Source organism: Pseudomonas sp. PME37.24/025 (assembly GCF_055556615.1).
Genome location: NZ_JBVHNK010000012.1, coordinates 1 through 20313 on the forward strand (window position 1 = coordinate 1; position 20313 = coordinate 20313).

The 20313-nt window shown below is 58.0% G+C and carries 19 protein-coding genes and 1 pseudogene; 8 read left to right on the forward strand and 12 right to left on the reverse strand.

From position 1 onward, the window contains the following. Positions 1 to 401 precede the first annotated feature (401 nt). Entirely contained in the window at positions 402 to 2339 is a 1938-nt protein-coding gene (locus ACZ3HH_RS21370; protein ID WP_465807436.1) for an alkaline phosphatase D family protein, read from the forward strand. Positions 2340 to 2355: 16 nt separating this feature from the next. Beyond that, positions 2356 to 2883: a P-loop NTPase family protein gene (locus tag ACZ3HH_RS21375; protein ID WP_465807438.1), complete on the forward strand. Its 528-nt coding sequence runs from the start codon at positions 2356 to 2358 to the stop codon at positions 2881 to 2883. 88 nt (positions 2884 to 2971) lie between these two features. Here ACZ3HH_RS21375 and ACZ3HH_RS21380 read toward each other — a convergent pair whose 3' ends face one another. Then, on the reverse strand, positions 2972 to 4147 hold the full coding sequence (locus ACZ3HH_RS21380) for an acetylornithine/succinylornithine family transaminase (RefSeq protein ID WP_465807440.1): 1176 nt from the start codon (positions 4145 to 4147) through the stop codon (positions 2972 to 2974). A 102-nt stretch (positions 4148 to 4249) separates the two neighbouring features. On the opposite strand from ACZ3HH_RS21380, the gene ACZ3HH_RS21385 reads away from it, so the two are divergent. The 3 genes from ACZ3HH_RS21385 to ACZ3HH_RS21395 all read left to right on the forward strand — a co-directional run bounded on the left by ACZ3HH_RS21385 (position 4250) and on the right by ACZ3HH_RS21395 (position 6645). Next, complete coding sequence (locus ACZ3HH_RS21385) at positions 4250 to 5155, forward strand: LysR family transcriptional regulator (protein WP_465807442.1); 906 nt, start codon at positions 4250 to 4252, stop codon at positions 5153 to 5155. Between the two features lie 75 nt (positions 5156 to 5230). Further along, positions 5231 to 6241, forward strand: coding sequence for a sensor domain-containing diguanylate cyclase (locus tag ACZ3HH_RS21390; protein WP_465807444.1), 1011 nt, complete (start codon positions 5231 to 5233; stop codon positions 6239 to 6241). Next, positions 6241 to 6645, forward strand: coding sequence for a GNAT family N-acetyltransferase (locus ACZ3HH_RS21395; protein ID WP_465807867.1), 405 nt, complete (start codon positions 6241 to 6243; stop codon positions 6643 to 6645). The genes ACZ3HH_RS21390 and ACZ3HH_RS21395 overlap by 1 nt, the downstream gene beginning before the upstream one ends. Before the next feature lie 8 nt (positions 6646 to 6653). Here ACZ3HH_RS21395 and msrA read toward each other — a convergent pair whose 3' ends face one another. From msrA to msrB, 3 genes are read right to left on the reverse strand one after another with little or no spacing between them, the layout of a single operon-like run. Then, a complete protein-coding gene (msrA, locus tag ACZ3HH_RS21400) occupies positions 6654 to 7361 on the reverse strand; it encodes a peptide-methionine (S)-S-oxide reductase MsrA (protein WP_465807446.1) in 708 nt (235 codons plus the stop codon). 27 nt (positions 7362 to 7388) lie between these two features. Continuing rightward, on the reverse strand, positions 7389 to 9176 hold the full coding sequence (locus ACZ3HH_RS21405; protein ID WP_465807448.1) for a cytochrome c biogenesis protein DipZ: 1788 nt from the start codon (positions 9174 to 9176) through the stop codon (positions 7389 to 7391). Between the two features lie 43 nt (positions 9177 to 9219). After that, the gene (gene msrB / locus ACZ3HH_RS21410; RefSeq protein ID WP_465807450.1) at positions 9220 to 9735 is read right to left on the reverse strand and encodes a peptide-methionine (R)-S-oxide reductase MsrB; all 516 of its coding nucleotides are present in this window, start codon (positions 9733 to 9735) and stop codon (positions 9220 to 9222) included. A 153-nt stretch (positions 9736 to 9888) separates the two neighbouring features. Between msrB and ACZ3HH_RS21415 the strand changes: the two genes are divergently transcribed. From ACZ3HH_RS21415 to ACZ3HH_RS21425, 3 genes are all read left to right on the forward strand, one after another. Next, the gene (locus ACZ3HH_RS21415; protein WP_367374266.1) at positions 9889 to 10605 is read left to right on the forward strand and encodes a response regulator transcription factor; all 717 of its coding nucleotides are present in this window, start codon (positions 9889 to 9891) and stop codon (positions 10603 to 10605) included. Continuing rightward, a complete protein-coding gene (locus ACZ3HH_RS21420; RefSeq protein ID WP_465807453.1) occupies positions 10602 to 12128 on the forward strand; it encodes a sensor histidine kinase in 1527 nt (508 codons plus the stop codon). Before ACZ3HH_RS21415 ends, ACZ3HH_RS21420 begins: the two co-directional genes overlap by 4 nt. A 137-nt stretch (positions 12129 to 12265) precedes the next feature. After that, positions 12266 to 12970, forward strand: coding sequence for a hypothetical protein (locus tag ACZ3HH_RS21425; RefSeq protein ID WP_465807455.1), 705 nt, complete (start codon positions 12266 to 12268; stop codon positions 12968 to 12970). A gap of 277 nt (positions 12971 to 13247) precedes the next feature. On the opposite strand, the gene cyoE is transcribed toward ACZ3HH_RS21425, so the two are convergent. The 8 genes and pseudogenes from cyoE to moaE form a co-directional block, all read right to left on the reverse strand. Beyond that, positions 13248 to 14135 carry a heme o synthase gene (gene cyoE / locus ACZ3HH_RS21430; protein ID WP_465807457.1) on the reverse strand — a complete coding sequence of 296 codons (888 nt, stop codon included), beginning with the start codon at positions 14133 to 14135 and terminating at the stop codon, positions 13248 to 13250. Positions 14136 to 14146: 11 nt separating this feature from the next. Then, on the reverse strand, positions 14147 to 14482 hold the full coding sequence (gene cyoD, locus ACZ3HH_RS21435) for a cytochrome o ubiquinol oxidase subunit IV (RefSeq protein ID WP_008025399.1): 336 nt from the start codon (positions 14480 to 14482) through the stop codon (positions 14147 to 14149). After that, positions 14483 to 15109, reverse strand: a complete 627-nt coding sequence (locus tag ACZ3HH_RS21440; protein WP_192346092.1) for a cytochrome o ubiquinol oxidase subunit III — start codon at positions 15107 to 15109, stop codon at positions 14483 to 14485. Between the two features lie 3 nt (positions 15110 to 15112). After that, the gene (gene cyoB / locus ACZ3HH_RS21445; RefSeq protein ID WP_465807460.1) at positions 15113 to 17143 is read right to left on the reverse strand and encodes a cytochrome o ubiquinol oxidase subunit I; all 2031 of its coding nucleotides are present in this window, start codon (positions 17141 to 17143) and stop codon (positions 15113 to 15115) included. A 3-nt stretch (positions 17144 to 17146) separates the two neighbouring features. Further along, positions 17147 to 18091 (reverse strand): ubiquinol oxidase subunit II, encoded by a 945-nt coding sequence (gene cyoA, locus ACZ3HH_RS21450; RefSeq protein WP_367374262.1) that lies wholly within the window; start codon positions 18089 to 18091, stop codon positions 17147 to 17149. 830 nt (positions 18092 to 18921) lie between these two features. After that, a complete protein-coding gene (locus ACZ3HH_RS21455) occupies positions 18922 to 19431 on the reverse strand; it encodes a disulfide bond formation protein B (protein WP_367374261.1) in 510 nt (169 codons plus the stop codon). Positions 19432 to 19456: 25 nt separating this feature from the next. Continuing rightward, positions 19457 to 19614: pseudogene (locus ACZ3HH_RS21460) on the reverse strand (ester cyclase); the annotation flags it as partial. A 243-nt stretch (positions 19615 to 19857) separates the two neighbouring features. After that, entirely contained in the window at positions 19858 to 20310 is a 453-nt protein-coding gene (gene moaE, locus ACZ3HH_RS21465) for a molybdopterin synthase catalytic subunit MoaE (RefSeq protein WP_367374260.1), read from the reverse strand. Positions 20311 to 20313: the final 3 nt, after the last annotated feature.

The following is a 20313-nucleotide window of genomic DNA, read 5'->3' on the forward strand; positions in this document are numbered from 1 at the left end:
AGCAGCCTCTGTTGCTGTCAAGCGGTTATTTTCAGAAGTTTTCAAAGTTTCCTTTGCAACTTCAACCACTTGCGCTTTCGATCTCTCGTTAGCGGGAGGCGAATAGTACAGCATTTTATTTCGTGGTCAACCGTCTGTTGCGATTAATTTTCCCCTTAGCAAAGCCCCTCAAGGCGAGTACTGATTTCTGCTTCTATAAGCAGCCCTTGCTTTTACTCATCGACACACCCAGATCTGGACAGGGTGAAACCAGCATGCGTCACCATTTCCCTGGCAGATGTATTGTGCGAGCGATCATCGCTTGTTACAGATTGAGGCATAAGTCATTGGCTATCAGACAATCCTCGCCACCAGCCGCGCTATCATCGCCCGCCTCTCTGCACCAAGAGCCTTGAACCCGGATGCCCGTATCTTTGCCATTGCCCGCCGATCACTCTCCTTTGCCACCGGTCCTCGTCGGCCCGCTATTACGGCGCCTGGAACCCACGAGGCTGGTGCTGTGGCTGGTGGGGTCGCGTGCGCTGCCGCTAACGCTGTGCCTGCAAGGAATCGACATCCGTCTCGACGCAGGGCAATGCACGATCATCCCGGTCGGTACTCATGCCTTCATTCATTTGATAGATGTGCCACTGGATGCCGCTCTGCCCTGCGACACATTGATCGAGTACGACCTGCTGATCACCGAAGCGGATGGCACGCCGTCGGGCATCGCCGAGTGGGCGCCGCATCTGCTGTACGGCGAAGCGCATTGCCCCAATTTCGTGCTGCGCTCGCGCATCGATCAATTGCTGCATGGTTCTTGTCGTAAACCTCACCATCCGGCGGCCGATGGTTTGCTGTGCGTCGATCGGTTGCTGGAGTCCGAGCCGGACGCTTGCAAGCGCCCCGCACTATTAATGATGAGCGGCGACCAGGTGTATGCGGATGATGTCGCGGGGCCGATGTTGCGGGCTATTCATGCCTTGATCGAGCGTCTGGGGCTGTTCGACGAACACCTCGACGGTGCGGTGGTCAGCGATAGCGCCAAACTCTACGAACACCCAGCCAGCTACTACCATCGTGCGGATTTGTTACCGGCGCTTGAGAGCAACGAAACCCTGCGCGAACGATTTTTCGGGGGAGCGCGTAAGCCGATTTTCACCAGTAGCAGCGCCGACAACCATCTGGTGACCTTCGCCGAGGTCATGGCCATGTACCTATTAGTATGGTCGCCAACGTCCTGGACACTGATCGCGCCACAACCACCGACGCTCACGCCCGAACGACGCAAGCGCTATGCCCTGGAGCAGACGCGCATCGATGCGTTCAAGAAAGGACTGAGTGGTGTGGGGCGAGCGATGGCGCATCTGCCGTGCCTGATGATTTTCGATGACCACGATATTACCGATGACTGGAATCTTTCCGCGCAATGGGAGGAAACGGCCTACGGCCATCCGTTCTCCAAGCGCATCATCGGTAACGCGCTGCTCGCTTATATGTTGTGCCAGGGTTGGGGCAACAACCCGGACGCATTTGGCAGCATGCTGGAAAAAACCCGTCTATTGAGTGACACGGGGCAAGACCATTACCTCGACAGCAACGTTCAGGATGATTTGATCGATGAGCTGCTGAGTTTTCAGAAGTGGCATTACGTGCTGTCCACTCGCCCGGCGCTGGTGGTGCTCGACACCCGAACCCGGCGCTGGCGCAGCGAGATGACTCTCAAGCAGCCGTCGGGTCTGCTGGACTGGGAAGCCCTCAGTGAACTGCAGCAGGAATTGCTCGATCATCCCTCGGCAATCATTGTTTCGCCCGCGCCGATCTTCGGGGTCAAACTGATCGAAACCGTGCAGCGTGTGTTCAGCTGGTGCGGTTATCCATTGATGGTGGACGCCGAAAACTGGATGGCCCATCGCGGCGCGGCCCAAGTGATCCTGAACATTTTCCGACACTCCCGTACTCCCGGAAACTACGTGGTGCTGTCCGGCGATGTGCATTATTCCTTCGTCTACGAAGTATTGATCCGACACCGCAAGGCCGGCCCGCGCATCTGGCAGATCACCAGCAGCGGCATCAAAAACGAATTCCCGCCCGCTCTGCTCGAATGGTTCGACCGCCTCAACCGCTGGCTCTACTCGCCCCGCTCGCCCCTCAATTGGCTGACCAAACGCCGGCGCATGCGCATTGTCCCGCACATTCCCGAACACGCCGAAGCCGGGGAACGGCTGTGGAACTCAGCAGGAATCGGCCAAGTGTTCTTCAATGAAAAGGGACAGCCGCAGGATATTTATCAATTCAATGCGGATGGATCGCCGAAGACGCGGATGATTGCGCCTGAAATTTCCGAAGCGGTTGAATGACTTTGCCCGAGTTGCCATGAGCAATTATTACCTGCACAGCATGAAGCTCACCCGAACCCTGATCATCGGCAACTCCGGCTCGGGCAAGAGTTGGCTGGCCAAACGACTGGCCGAGCACCTGCAAGTGCCCTGGATCGATCTCGACCTTATTCACTGGATATCCGATGAACACAGCATCGCTCGTCCCCGCGCCGAGGCATTGGGAATGGCACGTGTGGCGGCGAGCAAAAATCGTTGGGTTATCGAGGGTGTGTATGGCTGGATGGTCAGCGAACTTGTGGAACAGGCGACGGCGCTGATCTGGCTATGCCTGATGGACGAAGACTGCGTCAGTCATATTCGCCAGCGAGAGGCAAAGAGCGATGAGCATGACGAGTTACTGATAGCGTTACTGGAATGGGCCGGCAGCTATCGTACTCGTGAAGAGTCCAGTGGATTTGCCGCGCATCAGCGTTTGTTCGAAGGGTTTAGCGGTTCGAAACTTCAACTGATGAATCGGGATGAAGTCACGATTTTCGTCAGTACGATGCAACAAACCGACTGATCGTTCCTGATTTCACTGACGCAGATACCGATTCTGTAGGAGCTGCCGAAGGCTGCTCCTACAGGGGAATGCATTCATCCAAGAAAGGTCAGGCTGCGCTCACCGCCCGACTAACGCCTCTGACAATCATCTCCACTTCCCGCTCATCGATCGTCAGCGGTGGCAGCAGGCGAATGGTTTTTCCCCGTGTCACGTTGATCAGCAAGCCGTGATCGCGGGCTGCTATCAGGGTCAGGTCGCGAATCGGTTGTTTGAGTTCAATGCCGATCATCAAACCCTGGCCGCGAATCGCCAGAACGTTGGGGTCATCGGCCAATTCGATGCGCAATCTGGCGAGCAAGCGTTCTCCCTGCAGTTTGGCATTCTCCAGCAGCCCTTGTTCTTCAATGATCTCCAGCACGGTGCAACCGACGCGGCACGCCAGCGGATTGCCGCCGAACGTGCTGCCGTGGCTGCCGGGGGTAAACAGGTCGGCTGCTTTGCCCCGGGCCAGACAGGCACCAATAGGGATGCCGTTGCCCAGGCCTTTGGCCAGGCTCATGACGTCTGGAATGATGCCTTCGTGCTGGAACGCAAACCAGTGGCCGGTGCGGCCGATGCCAGTCTGGATTTCATCGAGCATCAGAAGCCAGGCGTGCCGGTTGCAAAGTTCACGCACCCCCTTGAGATAACCGGACGGCGCCATTTGCACACCGCTTTCGCCCTGAATCGGCTCCATCAGGATCGCCACGATGCGCCGCCCGTGGGCTTGTTGCACCGCCTCCAACGCCGCGAGGTCGCCGAACGGCACTTTAATGAAATCCCCCGGCAACTCGTTAAAGCCCAGGCGCACCGCCGGGCCGTCACTGGCGGACAAAGTGCCAAGAGTACGACCGTGAAAGGCGTTTTCCATGACCACCACCAGCGGCTGCTCGATGCCTTTGTGCCAGCCGTAAAGCCGCGCGAGTTTCAGCGCGGTTTCATTGGCTTCGGCGCCAGAGTTGCTGAAGAACGCCCGGTCCATGCCAGACAACCGAACCAGTTTCTGTGCCAGTCGCTGTTGCCAGTCGATGCTGTACAGGTTGGATGTATGCAACAGCAGACCGGCCTGTTCGCTGATGGCCGCCACAATTCGTGGATGGGAATGGCCGACGTTGGTCACCGCCACGCCCGCCACCGCGTCCAGATATTCGCGACCGGCCTGATCCCACAAGCGCGTGCCCAGGCCTTTGCTGAAACTCAGGGCCAAGGGTTGGTAGGTGCTCATCAGGCAGGCGGCGGTCATGACATCAAACTCCATTAATAGTCGGTGTTTTTGCAGTATGGTTAGCCACCTGAGCTGGATAAACACTGCAACACTTCAATCATTTTAAAGCAGAGCTTGATAATGGATTTGTTCCAGGCAATGACCGTTTACGTAAGAGTGGTGGAAGCCGGCAGCATGACCGCCGCCGCTTTGCAGTGCGAAATGTCGACGACCATGGTCGGCAATCATCTTCGGGCCCTGGAGCAACGTCTGGGTGTGCGCCTGCTCAACCGTACGACACGACGCCAGCGGCTGACGGAATTCGGCACGGCGTACTATCAGCGTTGTCTCGAGGTATTGGGGCTGGTGGCCGATTCCGAACGCCTGGCCGAACAGACCCTGGACGAACCGAGCGGCACTCTGCGCATCACTGCCCCGCTGACCTTCGGCACCGAACGACTGGCACCAGCCTTGAGCGAATTCACGCTGCGCTGTCCACAGGTCAAACTCGACGTCGTGTTGACCAACCAGCGCCTGGATCTGCTCGACAACGGTTTCGATGTGGCGATTCGCTTGGGCACTACCGAGATGTCCAACATGATCGCCCGCCCGCTCATCGACTACACAATGACTCTGTGCGCTTCGAAGGACTATCTGGTGCGCCGAGGCACTCCGGAAAAACCTACCGACCTGCAACACCATGACTGCCTGGCCTTCGCCTACCCGGCCGGAGATGACTGGCACTCGGTAGCAAAACTATGGCGCCTGAGGGGACCCGAAGGCGAAGTCATGGTGGAGGTCAGCGGACCGATGCTGATCAACAGCTCCGCGGGGCTGCATCAAGCGGCGCGAACCGGGATGGGCATCGTGATGGTGCCCGATGCCTTGGTGGAGCAGGACCTTCAGGACGGAAAACTGGTGGCCTTGATGCAGGACTACCAATTGCCAAGTAGGCCAATGAACCTGGTGTACGCCCAAGACCGCTACCGTTTGCCGAAATTGCGCAGCTTCGTCGACTTTGCGCTGCAGAGGTGGGGCAAGCACTAGCCGTGGCAATACCCCATGAACTAATCTCCTCGACTGGCGAGTCACGTTGATATCAGTTCGGCAGGGAGACCGATGATGGGTGAGGCATCGAATATCGAGCCGTTGAAGTTCAATCTGTCAGATTTTAACGAAGGCATGTTACACACCATTCTGGAACTGGTCAGCGATGGCATCTGGGACTGGAATGCCAACACTGGGTTCGTCTACCGCAACCCCGGGTGGTACGAGATGCTCGGCTATCCGCCTCATTCCCTGGATAACAACGTGCTGACCTGGGAAAACGTGATCCATCCCGACGATTATTCACGAGTCATGGCGCTGTTTGATGACTACCTGAAGCAGCGTGCACCCGGCTATCAGGCCGAGTATCGCTGCCGCATGCGGGATGGCACTTACACCTGGATCGAAGATCGCGGCTACGTGCTGGCACGTAATGCTGACGGCTCGGTGGCACGAATGGTCGGCGCGCACCGCAGTATCGAAGACAAGAAACGCTTGTTCGAAGAAATGGAACGGCGCAATCAATCCCTCGAAGCTATCGTCGAAGAACGCACCCGGGAATTGTCTCGGGTTAATCAACAGTTGCAGATTCAACTCGAAGAGAATCGCAAACTGGCGGAAACCGATGTGCTCACCTCCATCGCCAATCGCTATCGGCTGGAAAAAGCCCTGCCCCAGGAATGCGACCGCGCCCAACGCTTTCGTCAGCCCCTATCGCTGATCGCCATGGACATCGATGATTTCAAGAACATCAACGATCACTACGGCCATGCCCTGGGTGATGCGGCGTTGGTGCAGGTGATCGAGAGCGTTAAGTACTACGTGCGTGAAGGTGATTTGTTGGCCCGTTGGGGAGGCGACGAATTCATCATGATCCTGCCTAATACCTTGTTGGCCGACGCCAGGGCGCTCGCTGAAAGAATCCGCCATGGCCTTTCGAGCCTGCTGCCGGTCGGGGACTATCAAGTGACCATGAGTTTTGGCGTGGTGCAACGCTTTGAAGAAGAACAACAGACCGGGCTGCTGGCAAGAGCTGATCAGGCGCTGTATCGGTCGAAGATTGCGGGCAAGAATGTGATTTCATGATGAATGCTCCCGTGCTTATCCGTAATGTGCAGCCCTCGGACGTGGGGTCCGTGCGACTTTTTCTTGGCGAGAATGGGTGGGCTCACCGCACCGGCTCATTTGAATATTTCGCTCAGTTGATCGCTAATTCCCAATGTACAGCTCTTGCGATAAAGGACTCCCACATCGTCGGGTTTGCCCGAGGTATCACCGACGGTTTATCCAACGGTTATCTTTCGATGGTTGTCGTGTGCAGGCAAACTCGACGTGAAGGCATCGGTCGCGCGCTGGTTGAGCATGTCATGGGCGACAACACCGCCATTACCTGGGTTCTGCGAACAGGCCGTGAAGGCGCTTCGGATTTCTTTTCAAAGCTGGGCTTTGAAACGTCGACCATTACCATGGAACGCTCACGCTTGAAGTAGCCAATGCGCTATTGACCAGTCTTCACCAACACCGGTTTCGCCTGATACCTATCCGGATACAGCTGCTTCAACTGCGCCACCTTCGGCAGGTCATTGATCACGATGTAGGGATACGTCGGGTGCTCGGTCAGGAAGTCCTGATGTTCCTCCTCCGCCGGGTAGAAGCCGTTGTAGGTTTCCAGTTTGGTGACGATGGGTTTGTTGAACGAATGGGTGGCGTCGAGTTGTGCGATGTAGGCCTGGGCGACGCGTTGCTGTTCAGCGCTTTTCAGGAAAAGCGCCGATCGATACTGGGTGCCGCGATCCGGCCCCTGGCGGTTGAGTTCGGTGGGGTTGTGGGCAACCGAGAAATATATCTGCAACAGACTGCCATAGCTGACTTGAGCGGGATCGAAGGTGACTTCGACGGCCTCCGCATGACCGGTATCGCCATTGCTGACCCGCTCATACTGAGCGGTGTCGGCTGAGCCGCCCGCGTAACCGGAGACGGCGTTCTTCACCCCTTTGACGTGTTGAAACACCCCTTGGACGCCCCAGAAGCAACCGCCGGCAAAAACCGCCGTCTCGCTGTGAGCTTGAGTGTTCGCGTCGAGGGTTGGTGGCGGAATGACGACTGCCTCTTCGGTGCCTCCGAACGAGAACGCTGCGCACTGACCGATAACACTGGCGGCGGCCAATCCCAGCAGGGTGCGATGCCAGTTGAATGAGGTTTTCATGGGCTGTCTCCAGAATGAATGAGGCTATCAACCGAACGTAAACGCATACGCCGACACACCGGGATCGAGAAACTCAATGCTGAACGTCCGGTCCGTTACGCCTGCGGTCTGGCGTACCAGTTGATACAACCGCTGCTCGGTAACGCTGCCGCTGCCATCGGGCGCCACGTCGACACCGTGGGCATCACCTGGGGGCTTGCCGTCAATCAACACTTTGAAACGCACCGGTTTACCGTCAGCACCGGGGCCCAGTACCAGATGCAAATCGCGAGCGTGGAAGCGGTAGACGATACGACTGGCCGGCGCGTTTGAAACGGCCCGCTCCGGACCGACAGTCCATTGACCGTCCAGACTCCAATCATTGAGGGCCAATTGTGACGGCGGGCTGTAGACCCCCACCTTGTCCGGCACCAAATCGGTTTCAGCGGCGAAATGCTCCGCCCGTCGGTAACCGACATAGGTTTCCGGCGATTGCACTTCACTCATGTCCGGGGCGAGCTGAACACCCTCGGCGCGAGCATTGATCAGCCCGTCCGCGACCTTCGCGGCGCCCGCTTCACGCAGCAGTTGCTGAATCACTCGCTCCGATTCGGCGTATTTGCCTTCACCAAAGTGGTGATAACGAATGCGCCCCTGAGCATCGGCAAAATAGTGGGCTGGCCAGTATTGGTTGTTGAAAGCACGCCAGACCCTATAGTCGTTATCGATTGCCACCGGATAAGTGATGCCCAGGTCTTTCATGGCTTTGGTGACGTTGCCTACATCACGTTCGAAGGCAAACTCGGGCGTATGAACACCGATCACCACCAAGCCCTGATCGCGATACTTCTCGGCCCAGGCCTTCACATACGGCAGGGTGCGCAGGCAGTTGATGCAGGAGTAAGTCCAAAAATCCACCAGCACAACCTTGCCCTTCAAGGCTTGGGCAGTGAGAGGGGGTGAATTGAGCCATTGCACAGCGCCGTCCAGCGATGGAAGGTTGCCTTCAATCGGCAGTTCGCCCGGTATCTTGGCGGTCATTTTCATGCTGCCGGCGGGTTGATCGCCGCCCCGTGGAATCTGCGACATCATTGCCCCACTGTCGGTCGGCAACTTATCGACCAACCGGCTGACCAACGCCTGCTCGATGCCGCCGGTGGAGGCTGTCGAGACCCGCGCCAGAATCCCCGTATCCAGCCCCAAAGCGATCGCCGCCACACCGGCCAGCATCGCGACTCCCAAACCTCGACGCAGCCACTCGCCTGCGCCTATCGAGCGTTTCATCGCGGCGAAGACTTTACCGCCCAGCAGCAGTGCCGCGGCGAGAGAGGTGGCGGCACCGGCCGCGTAAGCCAGTAACAACAGTGTGGTGGCGATGTTTGCCCCTTGCAGCGCCGCGCCAGTCAACAGCAGGCCCAGAATCGGCCCGGCGCAGGGCGCCCAGAGCAGGCCCGTGGCGACACCGATCAGCAACGAAGCGCCGGGACGCGGCCGGGTACCGGCAGCGGCGGCTTCCGACAGCCGACCGCCGGCCGCCACCAGTGGACGCGTCAGGCGCTCGGCCAACCGAGGCAGCAACAGCGTCAGCCCGAACAGTGCAACGAACAGCAACGCGAGCCAGCGACCGTACTGATTGACTTGCACCACCCAGCCGCCGCCCACCGCCGCCAACGAGGCGACGAGCGCGAAGGTCAGCGCCATCCCCGCCAGCAGCGGCAAGCCACTCTTCATAAACGGCTGCCCGGTGCGAGCGAAGACAAAGGGCAATACCGGCAGAATGCACGGGCTGACGATCGTCAGCACACCACCGAGATAAGCGAGGACCAGAAGCCACATAACGACGACCTGCGTGAAGTGAGTGAAAGGAAGTGCCCATGGATTACGCCTGTGGCTTGAAAGTCAGCGCCAGGCCATTCATGCAATAGCGCAGACCGGTGGGCTTTGGCCCATCCTCGAAAACATGCCCCAAGTGACCGCCGCAACGGCGACAGTGGACCTCTTCGCGCAGCACGCCGAAGGAGCGGTCCTGACGGGTGGCCACCGCGTTGCCGAGCGGCGCCCAGAAACTCGGCCATCCAGTGCGGCTGTCGAACTTGGTGTCGGAAGAAAACAACGGCAGATCACAACCGGCGCAGGCGAAAACGCCTTTCCGATGCTCATTGTTCAGCGGGCTGCTGTAGGCCCGTTCGGTGCCCTCTTCGCGCAGGATCTCGTACTGCTCGAAGCTAAGCAGTGCGCGCCATTCGCTATCGCTGTGAGTCACTTCAAAAACCTCGACCGCGCGGGCCTCGTCGACCAATGCAACGCTTGCGGAAAATTTTGGCAATACACCGATCACCAGGGCTGCAGCCCCCAGCCCGCCGCTTGCTACAAGAAACTGTCGCCGTGAAAACATGGGCCTTCTCCAAAATTCCAGGTGCCTTGCATGGAACACAGCCTAGGCTTGAGTTGATCGCCAAATCCTCACGAGGAGTTAAACAATTCGTGATAACTCAGCCTCAGGAAAACCCGCACAATGTGTTCATTGCGTCACAAAGGATTGAGCTCCATGGAACAGACCAAACGCGTCCTGGTGGTCGAGGACGACCTGCATATCGCCGACCTTATCTGTCTGCATCTTCGTGATGAGCAGTTCGAGGTGGTGCACTGCGCCGACGGCGATGAGGGCATGCGACTGCTGCAGCAAGGAAGCTGGGATGCACTGATCCTCGACCTGATGTTGCCCGGCGTCGACGGCCTGGAAATCTGCCGCCGCGCCCGGGCCATGGCTCGCTACACACCGATCATCATCACCAGTGCACGCTCCAGCGAGGTCCATCGAATTCTGGGGCTGGAACTCGGTGCCGACGACTACTTGGCCAAACCCTTTTCCATTCTAGAACTGGTGGCACGGGTCAAGGCATTACTGCGACGGGTCGACGCCATGGCCCGTAACCTGAAAATGGACGCTGGCAGCCTGATCAGCGATGGCCTGTCCATCGACCCGATCACACGTGAAGTATCCCTCGATGGCCGTCGTCTTGACCTCACGCCCCGAGAGTTCGACCTGCTGTACTTTTTCGTCCGCCAGCCCGGCAAGGTCTTCTCGCGCATGGACCTGCTCAACGCTGTGTGGGGCTATAGCCATGAAGGCTACGAGCACACGGTCAACACCCACATCAACCGCCTGCGGGCCAAGATCGAGACCGATCCGGCGCAACCGGCGCGCATCCTCACGGTGTGGGGTCGTGGTTACAAATTCGCGACGAGCGGAGAGCAGCCATGAGATTGACCCTGACCCAACGCCTGTCCCTGGTGTTCGCCGTGCTGTTGCTGGTGTGCTGCGGTACCTCGGCATGGATGCAGGTGCGCTCCAACCACATGCATGAACTGGAAGTGGTGCAGGGGTTGTCGCGGGATCTGGCGCAACACATTGCCCACGACACCGTGCTGATGGACCGCAATGGCCCGATGCCCAATGCCGTGCGCGAATTGTTCAGCCAGCTGATGCTGGTCAACCCAAGTGTCGAGGTCTATCTGCTGGACACCGGGGGGCGAATTGTCGGCAGCGCCGCGCCCGAAGGCCGAATACGCCGGGAACGAGTCGATCTGGCGCCGATCCAGCGTTTGCTCAAAGGCGAGGCCCTTCCGATTCTCGGCGACGATCCGCGCAGCGTCGATGGCAGCAAGGTTTTCAGCGCCGCGCCATTGCGGGTCAATGGTCAATCGGCCGGTTATCTCTATGTGGTGTTGCTGAGCGAAGAGCGCGACCGCTTCGCCGAACGCGGCGCCACCAGCGCAGCGCTCAATACCGCATTGTTATCCATTGGGCTGGTAGCGTTGCTCTGCCTGATTGCCGGCCTCACGGCATTTGGCCTGATCACCCGGCCATTGCGCCGCTTGACCGAGAAAGTCAGTCAGTTCGATATCAATGGCGTTCCGTCGGAGCAGCCCGTCTCGCCCGAGCCAGAGCCGGTAGAAAAGGCCGCCAGCCACGATGAAATTGCCGTACTCGACGCCGCCTTCCGACAGATGCAAGCGCGCCTCGGCGAACAATGGCGCTCGCTGACCCGCCAGGATCAGGAGCGTCGCGAACTGGTGGCGAACATCTCCCACGACCTGCGCACACCGCTGGCCTCGTTGCACGGTTACCTGGAAACCCTGTCGCTCAAGGACGCCACGTTGTCCCCCGCCGACCGCCGCCGCTATCTGGGGATCGCCCTGGATCAAAGCCGCAAGGTTGGCGGCCTGGCGCAATCATTGTTGGAACTGGTGCGACTGGAGCACGGTTTCGTGCAACCGGTGCCGGAGCGCTTCTCCCTGACCGATCTGGTGCAGGACATCTTTCAGAAATTCGAGCTCAGCGCCGAAGCGCGCCAGATTGAACTCAAGGCCAGCTTCGCCCCCAACGTCGCGGTGGCCTGTGCCGACCTGGGGCTGATCGAGCGGGTGCTGACCAATCTGGTCGACAACGCCCTGCGCCATACTCCCCCGGGCGGAGAAATCGAACTCAGCCTGCGCCCTCAAGGGCCTTTCATCGAAGTAACCGTCAGCGACACCGGCCCCGGCATCGCCCCCGAGTTACGCGAAGGTCTGTTCCTGCGTCCGTTCAACATTGGCGGCGCACGACGCGATGGAGGACTGGGGCTGCGGATCGTGCACCGGATCCTGCAATTGCACGGTCGCGAGATCGAATTGATCGATGTGCCCGGACGCGGCGCGACCTTTCGCTTCTCCTTGCCGGTAGATGAGCAAACGGCGGAACAATGGGTGGTTCGCTCGATGAATATAAATTCGATGGGGCAATAGTCGACAGCGTTGGCAAAAATGCTGACCAGCCGCCTGTTCATCCGTGACAACACAGCCTCGGTCCAATAGATTAGGCGGCCTGAAAAGGCCTCGTGCTTTCTCGCCTCAATCCAAGTTAAAGAAGTAGTGAAATTTCAATGTCCGATTCCAATACCGCTGAATCCGTAGTCACCTTGTCGTCCAAAGCGGAATACGAAAACTCCATCAATCTTTCACAGCATGTGCCTCAGGCCAAGACGATCAGCGAGATGGTCCTGGACGCTTTTCAATCCACCCGGGAAAGCGACCAGATCCGCGAGCTGCGCGCCGCGATTCGCCAGGCTCATGACAGCTTCGACGACGACAAAGCCTACGATTTGATGGGCGAACTCAAGCAACTGAAAGACGCCGAAGCAGCCGACATCGCCGCCCTGGAAGATCTGAGCAGCAAATTCTCGATCAGCCGCATTCTGTCCAGCTTCAAGGACGACCCGGCATTTCAGGAAATCGTTTATGGCCTGGCGCTGAAGGTACTGAACCAGACCCACCAAGCCATCAGCAACCCAAGCAGCGGCAAGAGCAAAGCGGCTCGCACCAAAAAAGAAGTCGAAGTGTTCACCATCAGCAAAGACGGCATCAGCGTCACCCTGCCCCTGCGCACCCCGCGCTCGCGCCTGAACGTTGACCGTGAAGCCCTGGAATTCCTGGGCTTCACTTTCGTCGGCGAAGGCGAAGAAGCGGAGCTGGAAAGCGAAACGTTCCTGGACAATGCCGGAGCCGAACAAGCGGTCAACCGCAAGAACATCATCACCGCGCTTCAGCAACAAACCGCGTTCGACGGCTACAGCATCGCCGCGCAGTAACGCTCAACGCTGCACATAAAAATCCCCGCCATCAGAGCGGGGATTTTTATTACCTGTTCGCCTGATTAACATTTTTTCTGATGCACTGCGGAGCACCCATCGCGAGCAGGCTCGCTCCCACAGGGGTTCAGCGTCGAGCACAAAAGTGGCGACAACACCGATCCAGTGTGGGAGCGAGCCTGCTCGCGATAGGGACGACACGGTCCGTCAAATAGAACCCAACAAAAAGCCCCGCCATTCTCTCGAAGGCGGGGCTGTTCTTTACAGCATCCGAAGCTTAAGGCGCGTAAGTCAGCAACAGCTCACTCGGCACTTTAAAATCCAGCGACATCATCACGCTCAACGCAGTAATGGTGAAGATCGAGAACACGAACAGCTTGCGTGCCCAGACCGTGTCATCCACTGCCTTGTAACCGGTCCAGGCCATGTACAACCAGTACATGCCCATGGCAGCGGCGACGGCGAGGTAGCTCATGCCGGCGTAGCCGCTGAAGGTCAGCATCAAGGTCGCCACGAGGAACGCCAGGATGTAGAGCAGGATGTGCTTCTTGGCCACTTGAATCCCGCGCTTCACCGGCAACACCGGAATCGATGCGGCCAGGTAATCGTTGAAGCGGAAGATTGCGATGGCGTAGGAATGCGGCATCTGCCACAGACTGAACATCACCAACAGCGTCAGTGCGGCCATGTCGAAGCTGTTAGTCACAGCGACGTAGCCAATCACCGGCGGCATCGCTCCCGACAGACTGCCCACTAGCGTGCCGTGAACCGACTTGCGCTTGAGGTACAGGCTGTAGAAGCCGACGTAGATGACAAAACCGATCACCGCGAACAGTGCAGCCAACGGGTTGGCCACCTTGTACAACAGTGCAACGCCGAAAACACCAAGGATGGTCGCAAAAACCAGGGCCAGTTTCAGGGAGATCAAACCCTGGACCAGCACCCGGTTCTTGGTGCGTTCCATCTTCAGGTCGATGTCGCGGTCGATGCAATTGTTGAACACGCAACCGGAAGCCACCACCAGGGACGTGCCGATCATGGCGGCCAGGAAGATGGCCAGATCGACATGCCCTTTGGAGGCCAGGAAAAATCCGCCTGCCACTGAAAGCACGTTACCGAAAATGATCCCCGGTTTGGTGATTTGGATAAAGTGCTTCAAGGACATCCGGACTTACCTCAGTGCGCCATCATGTTGGTGTGGATGCTGAACATGATCCACAGCGACAAGCCTACCAACAGGACGATTACGATCGCGGCGAAAACAAACGCAATGACGTTGTTACGCTGCGCCGCCGAACGGTCCAGGTGGAGGAAGTACACCAGGTGCACCAGCACCTGGATGACTGCGAAGGCCAGTACGATCCACAGGGTCAGGGCTTTCGGCAGCGACGGGTACATCACCAGGCCGAAAGGAATGACGGTCAGGATCACCGACAGGATGAAACCGATAGCATAGGATTTGACGCTGCCGTGGCCGGCGTCGTGGCTATCATGGGAATGAGCGTTAGCCATTTACATAGTCCCCATCAGATAAACAACGGTGAATACGCAGATCCACACCACGTCCAGGAAGTGCCAGAACAGACTCAGGCAGCTCAGACGGGTCTTGTTGGTCGCCGTCAGGCCGTTTTTCTGCACCTGGTACATCATGATCGCCATCCAGATCAGACCGCTGGTCACGTGCAGACCGTGGGTGCCGACCAGGGTGAAGAACCCGGACAGGAAGCCGCTGCGGCTAGGACCGAAGCCCTCGGAGATCAGCATGTGGAACTCGTTGATCTCCATGCCGATGAAGCCGGCACCGAACATGAAGGTCAGGGCCAGCCAGCCCAGGACCTGGTTCTTCTTGCCCTTGAACAACGCCAGCATGGCGAAGCCGTAGGTGATCGAACTGAACAGCAGCAGAGCGGTTTCGCCCAGTACGTATGGCAGTTCGAAGATGTCGTGGCCCGACGGGCCACCCGCTACGTTGTTAACCAGTACCGCGTACGCCGCGAAGATCGACGCAAACAGGATGCAGTCGGTCATCAGGTAGAGCCAGAAACCGAATACGGTCATCTCGCCCGAGTCGTGGTGATGGTCATCATGCCCATGTCCATCGACATGGGTGTGTCCAGCATTGGTCACTAAGTTCGACATGGTTTAAGCCTGTTCCAACGAGGTTTCAACACGGGTGGCGGTGGCTGGAACTTTCCCGGCCGCTACCAGACGCTTGTGCTGCTCGGCTTCGATGCGCTCGATCACGTCGACCGGCACCATATAGCCTTGATCATCACGGGCCGCGTGGATCACGAAGTAGATCACGGTGCCGGCCAGGCCAGCGATTGCCAGCCACCAGATGTGCCAGATCATCGCGAAACCGAACACGGTCAACAGAGCCCCCATGACCACACCGGTCGCGGTGTTGTTTGGCATGTGGATCGGCTCGTACCGGGCCGGGGCCTTGTACGCGGTGCCGTTTTCCTTGGCTTCGGTGAACGGGTCGATGCTGTCTGCTTTCGGCAGCACGGCAAAGTTGTAGAACGGTGGTGGCGACGAGGTCGACCACTCCAGCGTGTGGGCATTCCACGGGTCGCCGTGTTCGCACATGTTCTCTGGCTTGTTGCGATCACGCACGCTGACGTACAGCTGGATCAGCTGGCAGGCGATACCGAAGGCAATCATCACCGCACCGAACATGGCAACGTACAGGTACGGTACCCACTCAGGGTTGGTGGTGGCGTTCAGACGACGGGTCATGCCCATGAAGCCCAGTACGTAGAGCGGCATGAATGCGACGAAGAAGCCGGTGATCCAGAACCAGAACGCTGCCTTGCCCCAGCCTTCGTGCAGCTTGAAGCCGAACGCTTTCGGGAAGTAGAAGGCGAAACCTGCGATGTAACCGAATACCGCGCCGCCGATGATCACGTTATGGAAGTGCGCGATCACGAACAGGCTATTGTGCAGGACGAAGTCAGCACCCGGGATGGCCAGCAGTACGCCGGTCATGCCGCCGATAGCGAAGGTCACCATGAAGCCCAGGGTCCACAGCACCTGGCTGGTGAAACGCAGACGGCCCTGGTAGATGGTGAACAGCCAGTTGAATAGCTTCACCCCCGTCGGGATCGAAATCAGCATCGTCGCCAGACCGAAGAAGGCGTTGACGCTGGCACCCGAACCCATGGTGAAGAAGTGGTGCAGCCAAACCATGAAGCCCAGGATCGAGATCGCGCCCGATGCGTAGACCATCGAGTGGTGGCCGAACAGACGCTTGCCGGTGAAGGTCGAGATGACTTCGGAGAAGATCCCGAACGCCGGCAGAATCAGGATGTAAACCTCGGGGTGACCCCAAGCCCAGAACAGGTTGACGTACATCATTGGATTGCCACCAAGTTCATTGGTGAAAATGTGGAAATCCATGTAACGGTCAAGCGTCAGCAGTGCCAGGGTAGCGGTCAGGATCGGGAACGAAGCCACGATCAGGACGTTGGCCCAGGTGCAGGTCCAGGTGAAGATCGGCATGTCCATCAGCTTCATGCCAGGGGTACGCATTTTCAGAACGGTGGCCAGGAAGTTGACCCCCGTCAGCGTCGTACCTAACCCGGATAGCTGTAGCGCCCAGATGTAGTAATCCATCCCCACGCCCGGGCTGTATTGCAGGCCCGACAGCGGCGGATAAGCAACCCAACCGGTCTTGGCGAATTCGCCAACGCCCAGGGACAGGTTGATCAGCACTACGCCGGAAACCAGCAGCCAGAAGCTCAGGGAGTTCAGGAACGGGTAGGCAACGTCACGCGCGCCGATCTGCAACGGCACTGCAAGGTTCATCAGGCCGGTGAAGAATGGCATCGCCATGAAGATGATCATGATCACACCGTGAGCGGTGAAGATCTGGTCATAGTGTTCAGGTGGCAGGTAGCCAGGCGAACCCTCGGTGGCCATGGCCAACTGGGTACGCATCATGATGGCGTCGGCAAAACCGCGCAGCAGCATGACCATGGCGACGATGATGTACATCACGCCGATTTTCTTGTGGTCGACCGAGGTCAACCACTCGGTCCACAAATAAGTCCACTTCTTGAAGTAGGTGATTGCAGCGAACAGCGCCAGACCACCGAGCGCGATCATGGCGATGGTTATCATCACGATCGGTTCGTGGAACGGGACCGCTTCCCAACTTAATTTACCAAACATCGTTTACTCCTCTGCCCCGGCAGCTGAATGCGAACTCATGTCCATCCCTTCCATATGGGCCACTTCTTTGTCTTTCTTCTCGTGATGCATCGGCTTGCCTGGTTTCATGCCTTCGTACTTGTCGACGATGGTCTGGAACAGGTTCGGCGTGAACGAGGAGTAGAGCTCGACTGGGTTGTTCTGGCTTTGCTTGGCAAGGGCTTCGTATTCAGCTTTTTCAAGCTGTTTAGGTGCCTTTTTGACTTCGCTTACCCAGGCATCGAAATCTTCCTGAGAGGTGGCGATAGCTTTGAACTTCATACCGGTGAAACCCGCGCCGCTGTAGTTGGCGGAGATACCGTCCATCTCAGCGTTCTGGTTGGCGATCAGGTGCAGTTTGGTCTGCATGCCCGCCATCGCGTAGATCTGGCCGCCCAGAGCTGGGATGAAGAACGAGTTCATCACAGCGTCGGAAGTGATCTTGAAGTTGATCGGGGTGTGCGCCGGGAACACGATCTTGTTGACCGTGGCGATGCCTTGTTCCGGGTAGATGAACAGCCACTTCCAGTCCAGCGCGACCACTTCAATGGTGATTGGCTTGACGTCGGATTCCAGTGGCTTGTAAGGATCCAGTGCGTGGGTCGATTTGTAGGTGACGTAACCCAGGGCAATGATGATCAGTACCGGAATAGTCCACACCGCGATTTCGATCTTGGTGGAGTGCGACCATTTTGGCGTGTAGACGGCGTCCTTGTTGGAAGCGCGGTATTTCCAGGCGAACGCGAAGGTCATGAAGATAACCGGCACGACGACCAACAGCATCAGCAGCGTTGCGGTGATGATCAGGTTTCGCTCATCCAGGCCGACCTGGCCCTTGGGATCGAGCAAGGTCATGTTGCAGCCTCCCAGCAACAACGTGCCGAGCAGCGGCAATAAGCCTAGTAGTCTGGGGTACCTGTTTTTACTCATCTCACGACCTCTAAAGCAGCTTGCGCAATGCAGTTGGGTTTTGATCGCCAACACTTCACCCTGCCAAGGGTTGGCATTTTTCTTGGATTGAATAAGGGCCTGCCCGTCGCGCGTCAGACGCTGTTCGACAATTGCTGGGCCTGCGGTGAGTTCTTATTCGAATTCGTGGTCAAGGGCCTTGTTACAGACCAATTCCATTTGGTGCGGATAGTCGGAAGGCACCGACACCTGGGAGTCGCATGAAGCCATCAGGCCTCTCGACACCCTAGTTCTGCTCATGCACCTGAGTAAGGGTGAGCAGTGCCGGGAATTCAGTGCGGGCGATTGTAGATATGTAACGATTCATAAACCATGTCTCATCCCGAAATAATTTTTATCCGATCCAGCAACAATCATTAACGGCTTTTGCAAAAGTGCGCCATGGTATCGAAATCCATTCTCAACAAAAACACCAAAAAATGTAGGTCTACCACACGAAGTTCAGACAGTTTCCAAGGCTCTGTGCTCGCCTTAGACCCAGCTCTACCCCCTATGTGACAAGGGCTTTGGCAATTCGCCAGGCCCTGTTAAAACTGCCTGTTTCGACTGACGAGCGCTGAAACCGGCAGCGCCTGGAAGAGCTGGTTTTTAGTGCGAAGCGATGCCCTGAATCAGCGATTTGAAATGCCTTGCGACACTCAAGCTGTGACAACATGTCGCACACGTGTCACACCCTTTCTTGTCGAGCATCAAGGTCTTTTTACCTGACCTGCGAATATGCAAAACGCCCCGGCCTCTCAACGAGAACCGGGGCGTTTTTTTTGTTTCCTGCAACGGTACGGCGTAAAGCCTCAGCGCAGCGCTTTGCGGTTGCGCGAAGTGAGCAGCGGCACCAGCACCACGATCAGCACGAACGACAGCAGCGCCCACTGTGCCAGGGACAAGCCCAGGATCGGCGGGTACGGCGTGGAGCAAAAACCGTCGACCTGGAAGCCCAGCGGGAAGATCTTCGCCAGCGGCAGACCATCGACGATGGGTTGCAGCACATCAATGCCGCAACTGACCGCCGGGTAAAACTGGGTATAGACGTGATGCCCGGCCACCCCGGCGCCTGCAATGGCGCAGATCACCACCAACACCTCGAACAGCGTGACGCTGCGGCGGGTGCGCATCGCCGCGCCGATAAAGGCAAACAGCGCAACCAGCAACAATGCGTAGCGTTGCAGGATGCACAGCGGGCATGGCGCCTCGCCCAGAGCCACTTGCATGTACAGCGCGCCACCGATCAGCGCCAGGCAAATTATGCCCAGCAACACCAGATAGCGCCGTTCACGTCCCAACCGCATCGTTTCCTCGCTCATCGCGTTTCCCTTTTGTGTCCGTGGATCAGCTCGTCGGCGGCTGCGCTTGCAGCTGCTGCATCAAGCTGATGTTGTCTTCTTCGATATGCCAACTGGCGGCAATGCGACCGTTGTCGATCTGATATCGGTTGCCCGGAAGTCTACACGCAGGCCCTGACCTTTGAGAGCCTTGGCCGCCCCTGAAACCGGCCTTCGGGTGGCAATGCTGCGCACTTACGAGAGTCTTGAGCCAGTGAGAAACCTGTGGCGAGGGAGCTTGCTCCCGCTTGAGTGCGTAGCACTCAGATATTTGGGGCCGCTACGCAGCCCAACGCGAGCAAGCTCGCTCGCCACAAACCAACATCGGGAATAAACGATAAACCGGTTAAGAACGGATTAACTTTCTAGTGTTTTTCAAGAATCGAACCCGTGAAGACGGATCGGTTGCTACTGCTTCCACCGATCTGCCGCCGCATGATCGCTGTCACGCCCTTCCACCCAACGCGGCCCATCACCGGTGTTTTCTTTCTTCCAGAACGGCGCGCGGGTTTTCAGGTAGTCCATGACAAAGGCACAGGCATCGAACGCCGCCTGACGGTGAGCGCTGGCGGCGCCGACGAAGACGATCGGCTCGCCCGGCTCCAGCGCGCCGATGCGGTGCAACACTTCCAGTTTCAACAGCGGCCAGCGCTGCTCGGCCTCCACGGCAATCTTGCCCAGGGCTTTTTCGGTCATGCCCGGGTAGTGCTCAAGGAACATCCCGGCGACGTCGAGGCCGTCATTGAAGTCGCGCACGTAGCCGACAAAACTCACCACCGCGCCGACGCCCACATTAGCCGCGTGCATGGCGTTGACTTCAGCGCCCGGGTCGAACGGCGTGGGCTGCACACGAATCGCCATGGT

Coding starts and splice junctions, on each gene's coding strand:
- ACZ3HH_RS21370 (WP_465807436.1), top strand. CDS start 402: ATGCCCGTATCTTTGCCATTGCCCGCCGATCACTCTCCTTTGCCACCG.
- ACZ3HH_RS21375 (WP_465807438.1), top strand. CDS start 2,356: ATGAGCAATTATTACCTGCACAGCATGAAGCTCACCCGAACCCTGATC.
- ACZ3HH_RS21380 (WP_465807440.1), bottom strand. CDS start 4,147: ATGACCGCCGCCTGCCTGATGAGCACCTACCAACCCTTGGCCCTGAGT.
- ACZ3HH_RS21385 (WP_465807442.1), top strand. CDS start 4,250: ATGGATTTGTTCCAGGCAATGACCGTTTACGTAAGAGTGGTGGAAGCC.
- ACZ3HH_RS21390 (WP_465807444.1), top strand. CDS start 5,231: ATGGGTGAGGCATCGAATATCGAGCCGTTGAAGTTCAATCTGTCAGAT.
- ACZ3HH_RS21395 (WP_465807867.1), top strand. CDS start 6,241: ATGAATGCTCCCGTGCTTATCCGTAATGTGCAGCCCTCGGACGTGGGG.
- msrA (WP_465807446.1), bottom strand. CDS start 7,361: ATGAAAACCTCATTCAACTGGCATCGCACCCTGCTGGGATTGGCCGCC.
- ACZ3HH_RS21405 (WP_465807448.1), bottom strand. CDS start 9,176: ATGTGGCTTCTGGTCCTCGCTTATCTCGGTGGTGTGCTGACGATCGTC.
- msrB (WP_465807450.1), bottom strand. CDS start 9,735: ATGTTTTCACGGCGACAGTTTCTTGTAGCAAGCGGCGGGCTGGGGGCT.
- ACZ3HH_RS21415 (WP_367374266.1), top strand. CDS start 9,889: ATGGAACAGACCAAACGCGTCCTGGTGGTCGAGGACGACCTGCATATC.
- ACZ3HH_RS21420 (WP_465807453.1), top strand. CDS start 10,602: ATGAGATTGACCCTGACCCAACGCCTGTCCCTGGTGTTCGCCGTGCTG.
- ACZ3HH_RS21425 (WP_465807455.1), top strand. CDS start 12,266: ATGTCCGATTCCAATACCGCTGAATCCGTAGTCACCTTGTCGTCCAAA.
- cyoE (WP_465807457.1), bottom strand. CDS start 14,135: ATGTCCTTGAAGCACTTTATCCAAATCACCAAACCGGGGATCATTTTC.
- cyoD (WP_008025399.1), bottom strand. CDS start 14,482: ATGGCTAACGCTCATTCCCATGATAGCCACGACGCCGGCCACGGCAGC.
- ACZ3HH_RS21440 (WP_192346092.1), bottom strand. CDS start 15,109: ATGTCGAACTTAGTGACCAATGCTGGACACACCCATGTCGATGGACAT.
- cyoB (WP_465807460.1), bottom strand. CDS start 17,143: ATGTTTGGTAAATTAAGTTGGGAAGCGGTCCCGTTCCACGAACCGATC.
- cyoA (WP_367374262.1), bottom strand. CDS start 18,091: ATGAGTAAAAACAGGTACCCCAGACTACTAGGCTTATTGCCGCTGCTC.
- ACZ3HH_RS21455 (WP_367374261.1), bottom strand. CDS start 19,431: ATGAGCGAGGAAACGATGCGGTTGGGACGTGAACGGCGCTATCTGGTG.
- moaE (WP_367374260.1), bottom strand. CDS start 20,310: ATGGCGATTCGTGTGCAGCCCACGCCGTTCGACCCGGGCGCTGAAGTC.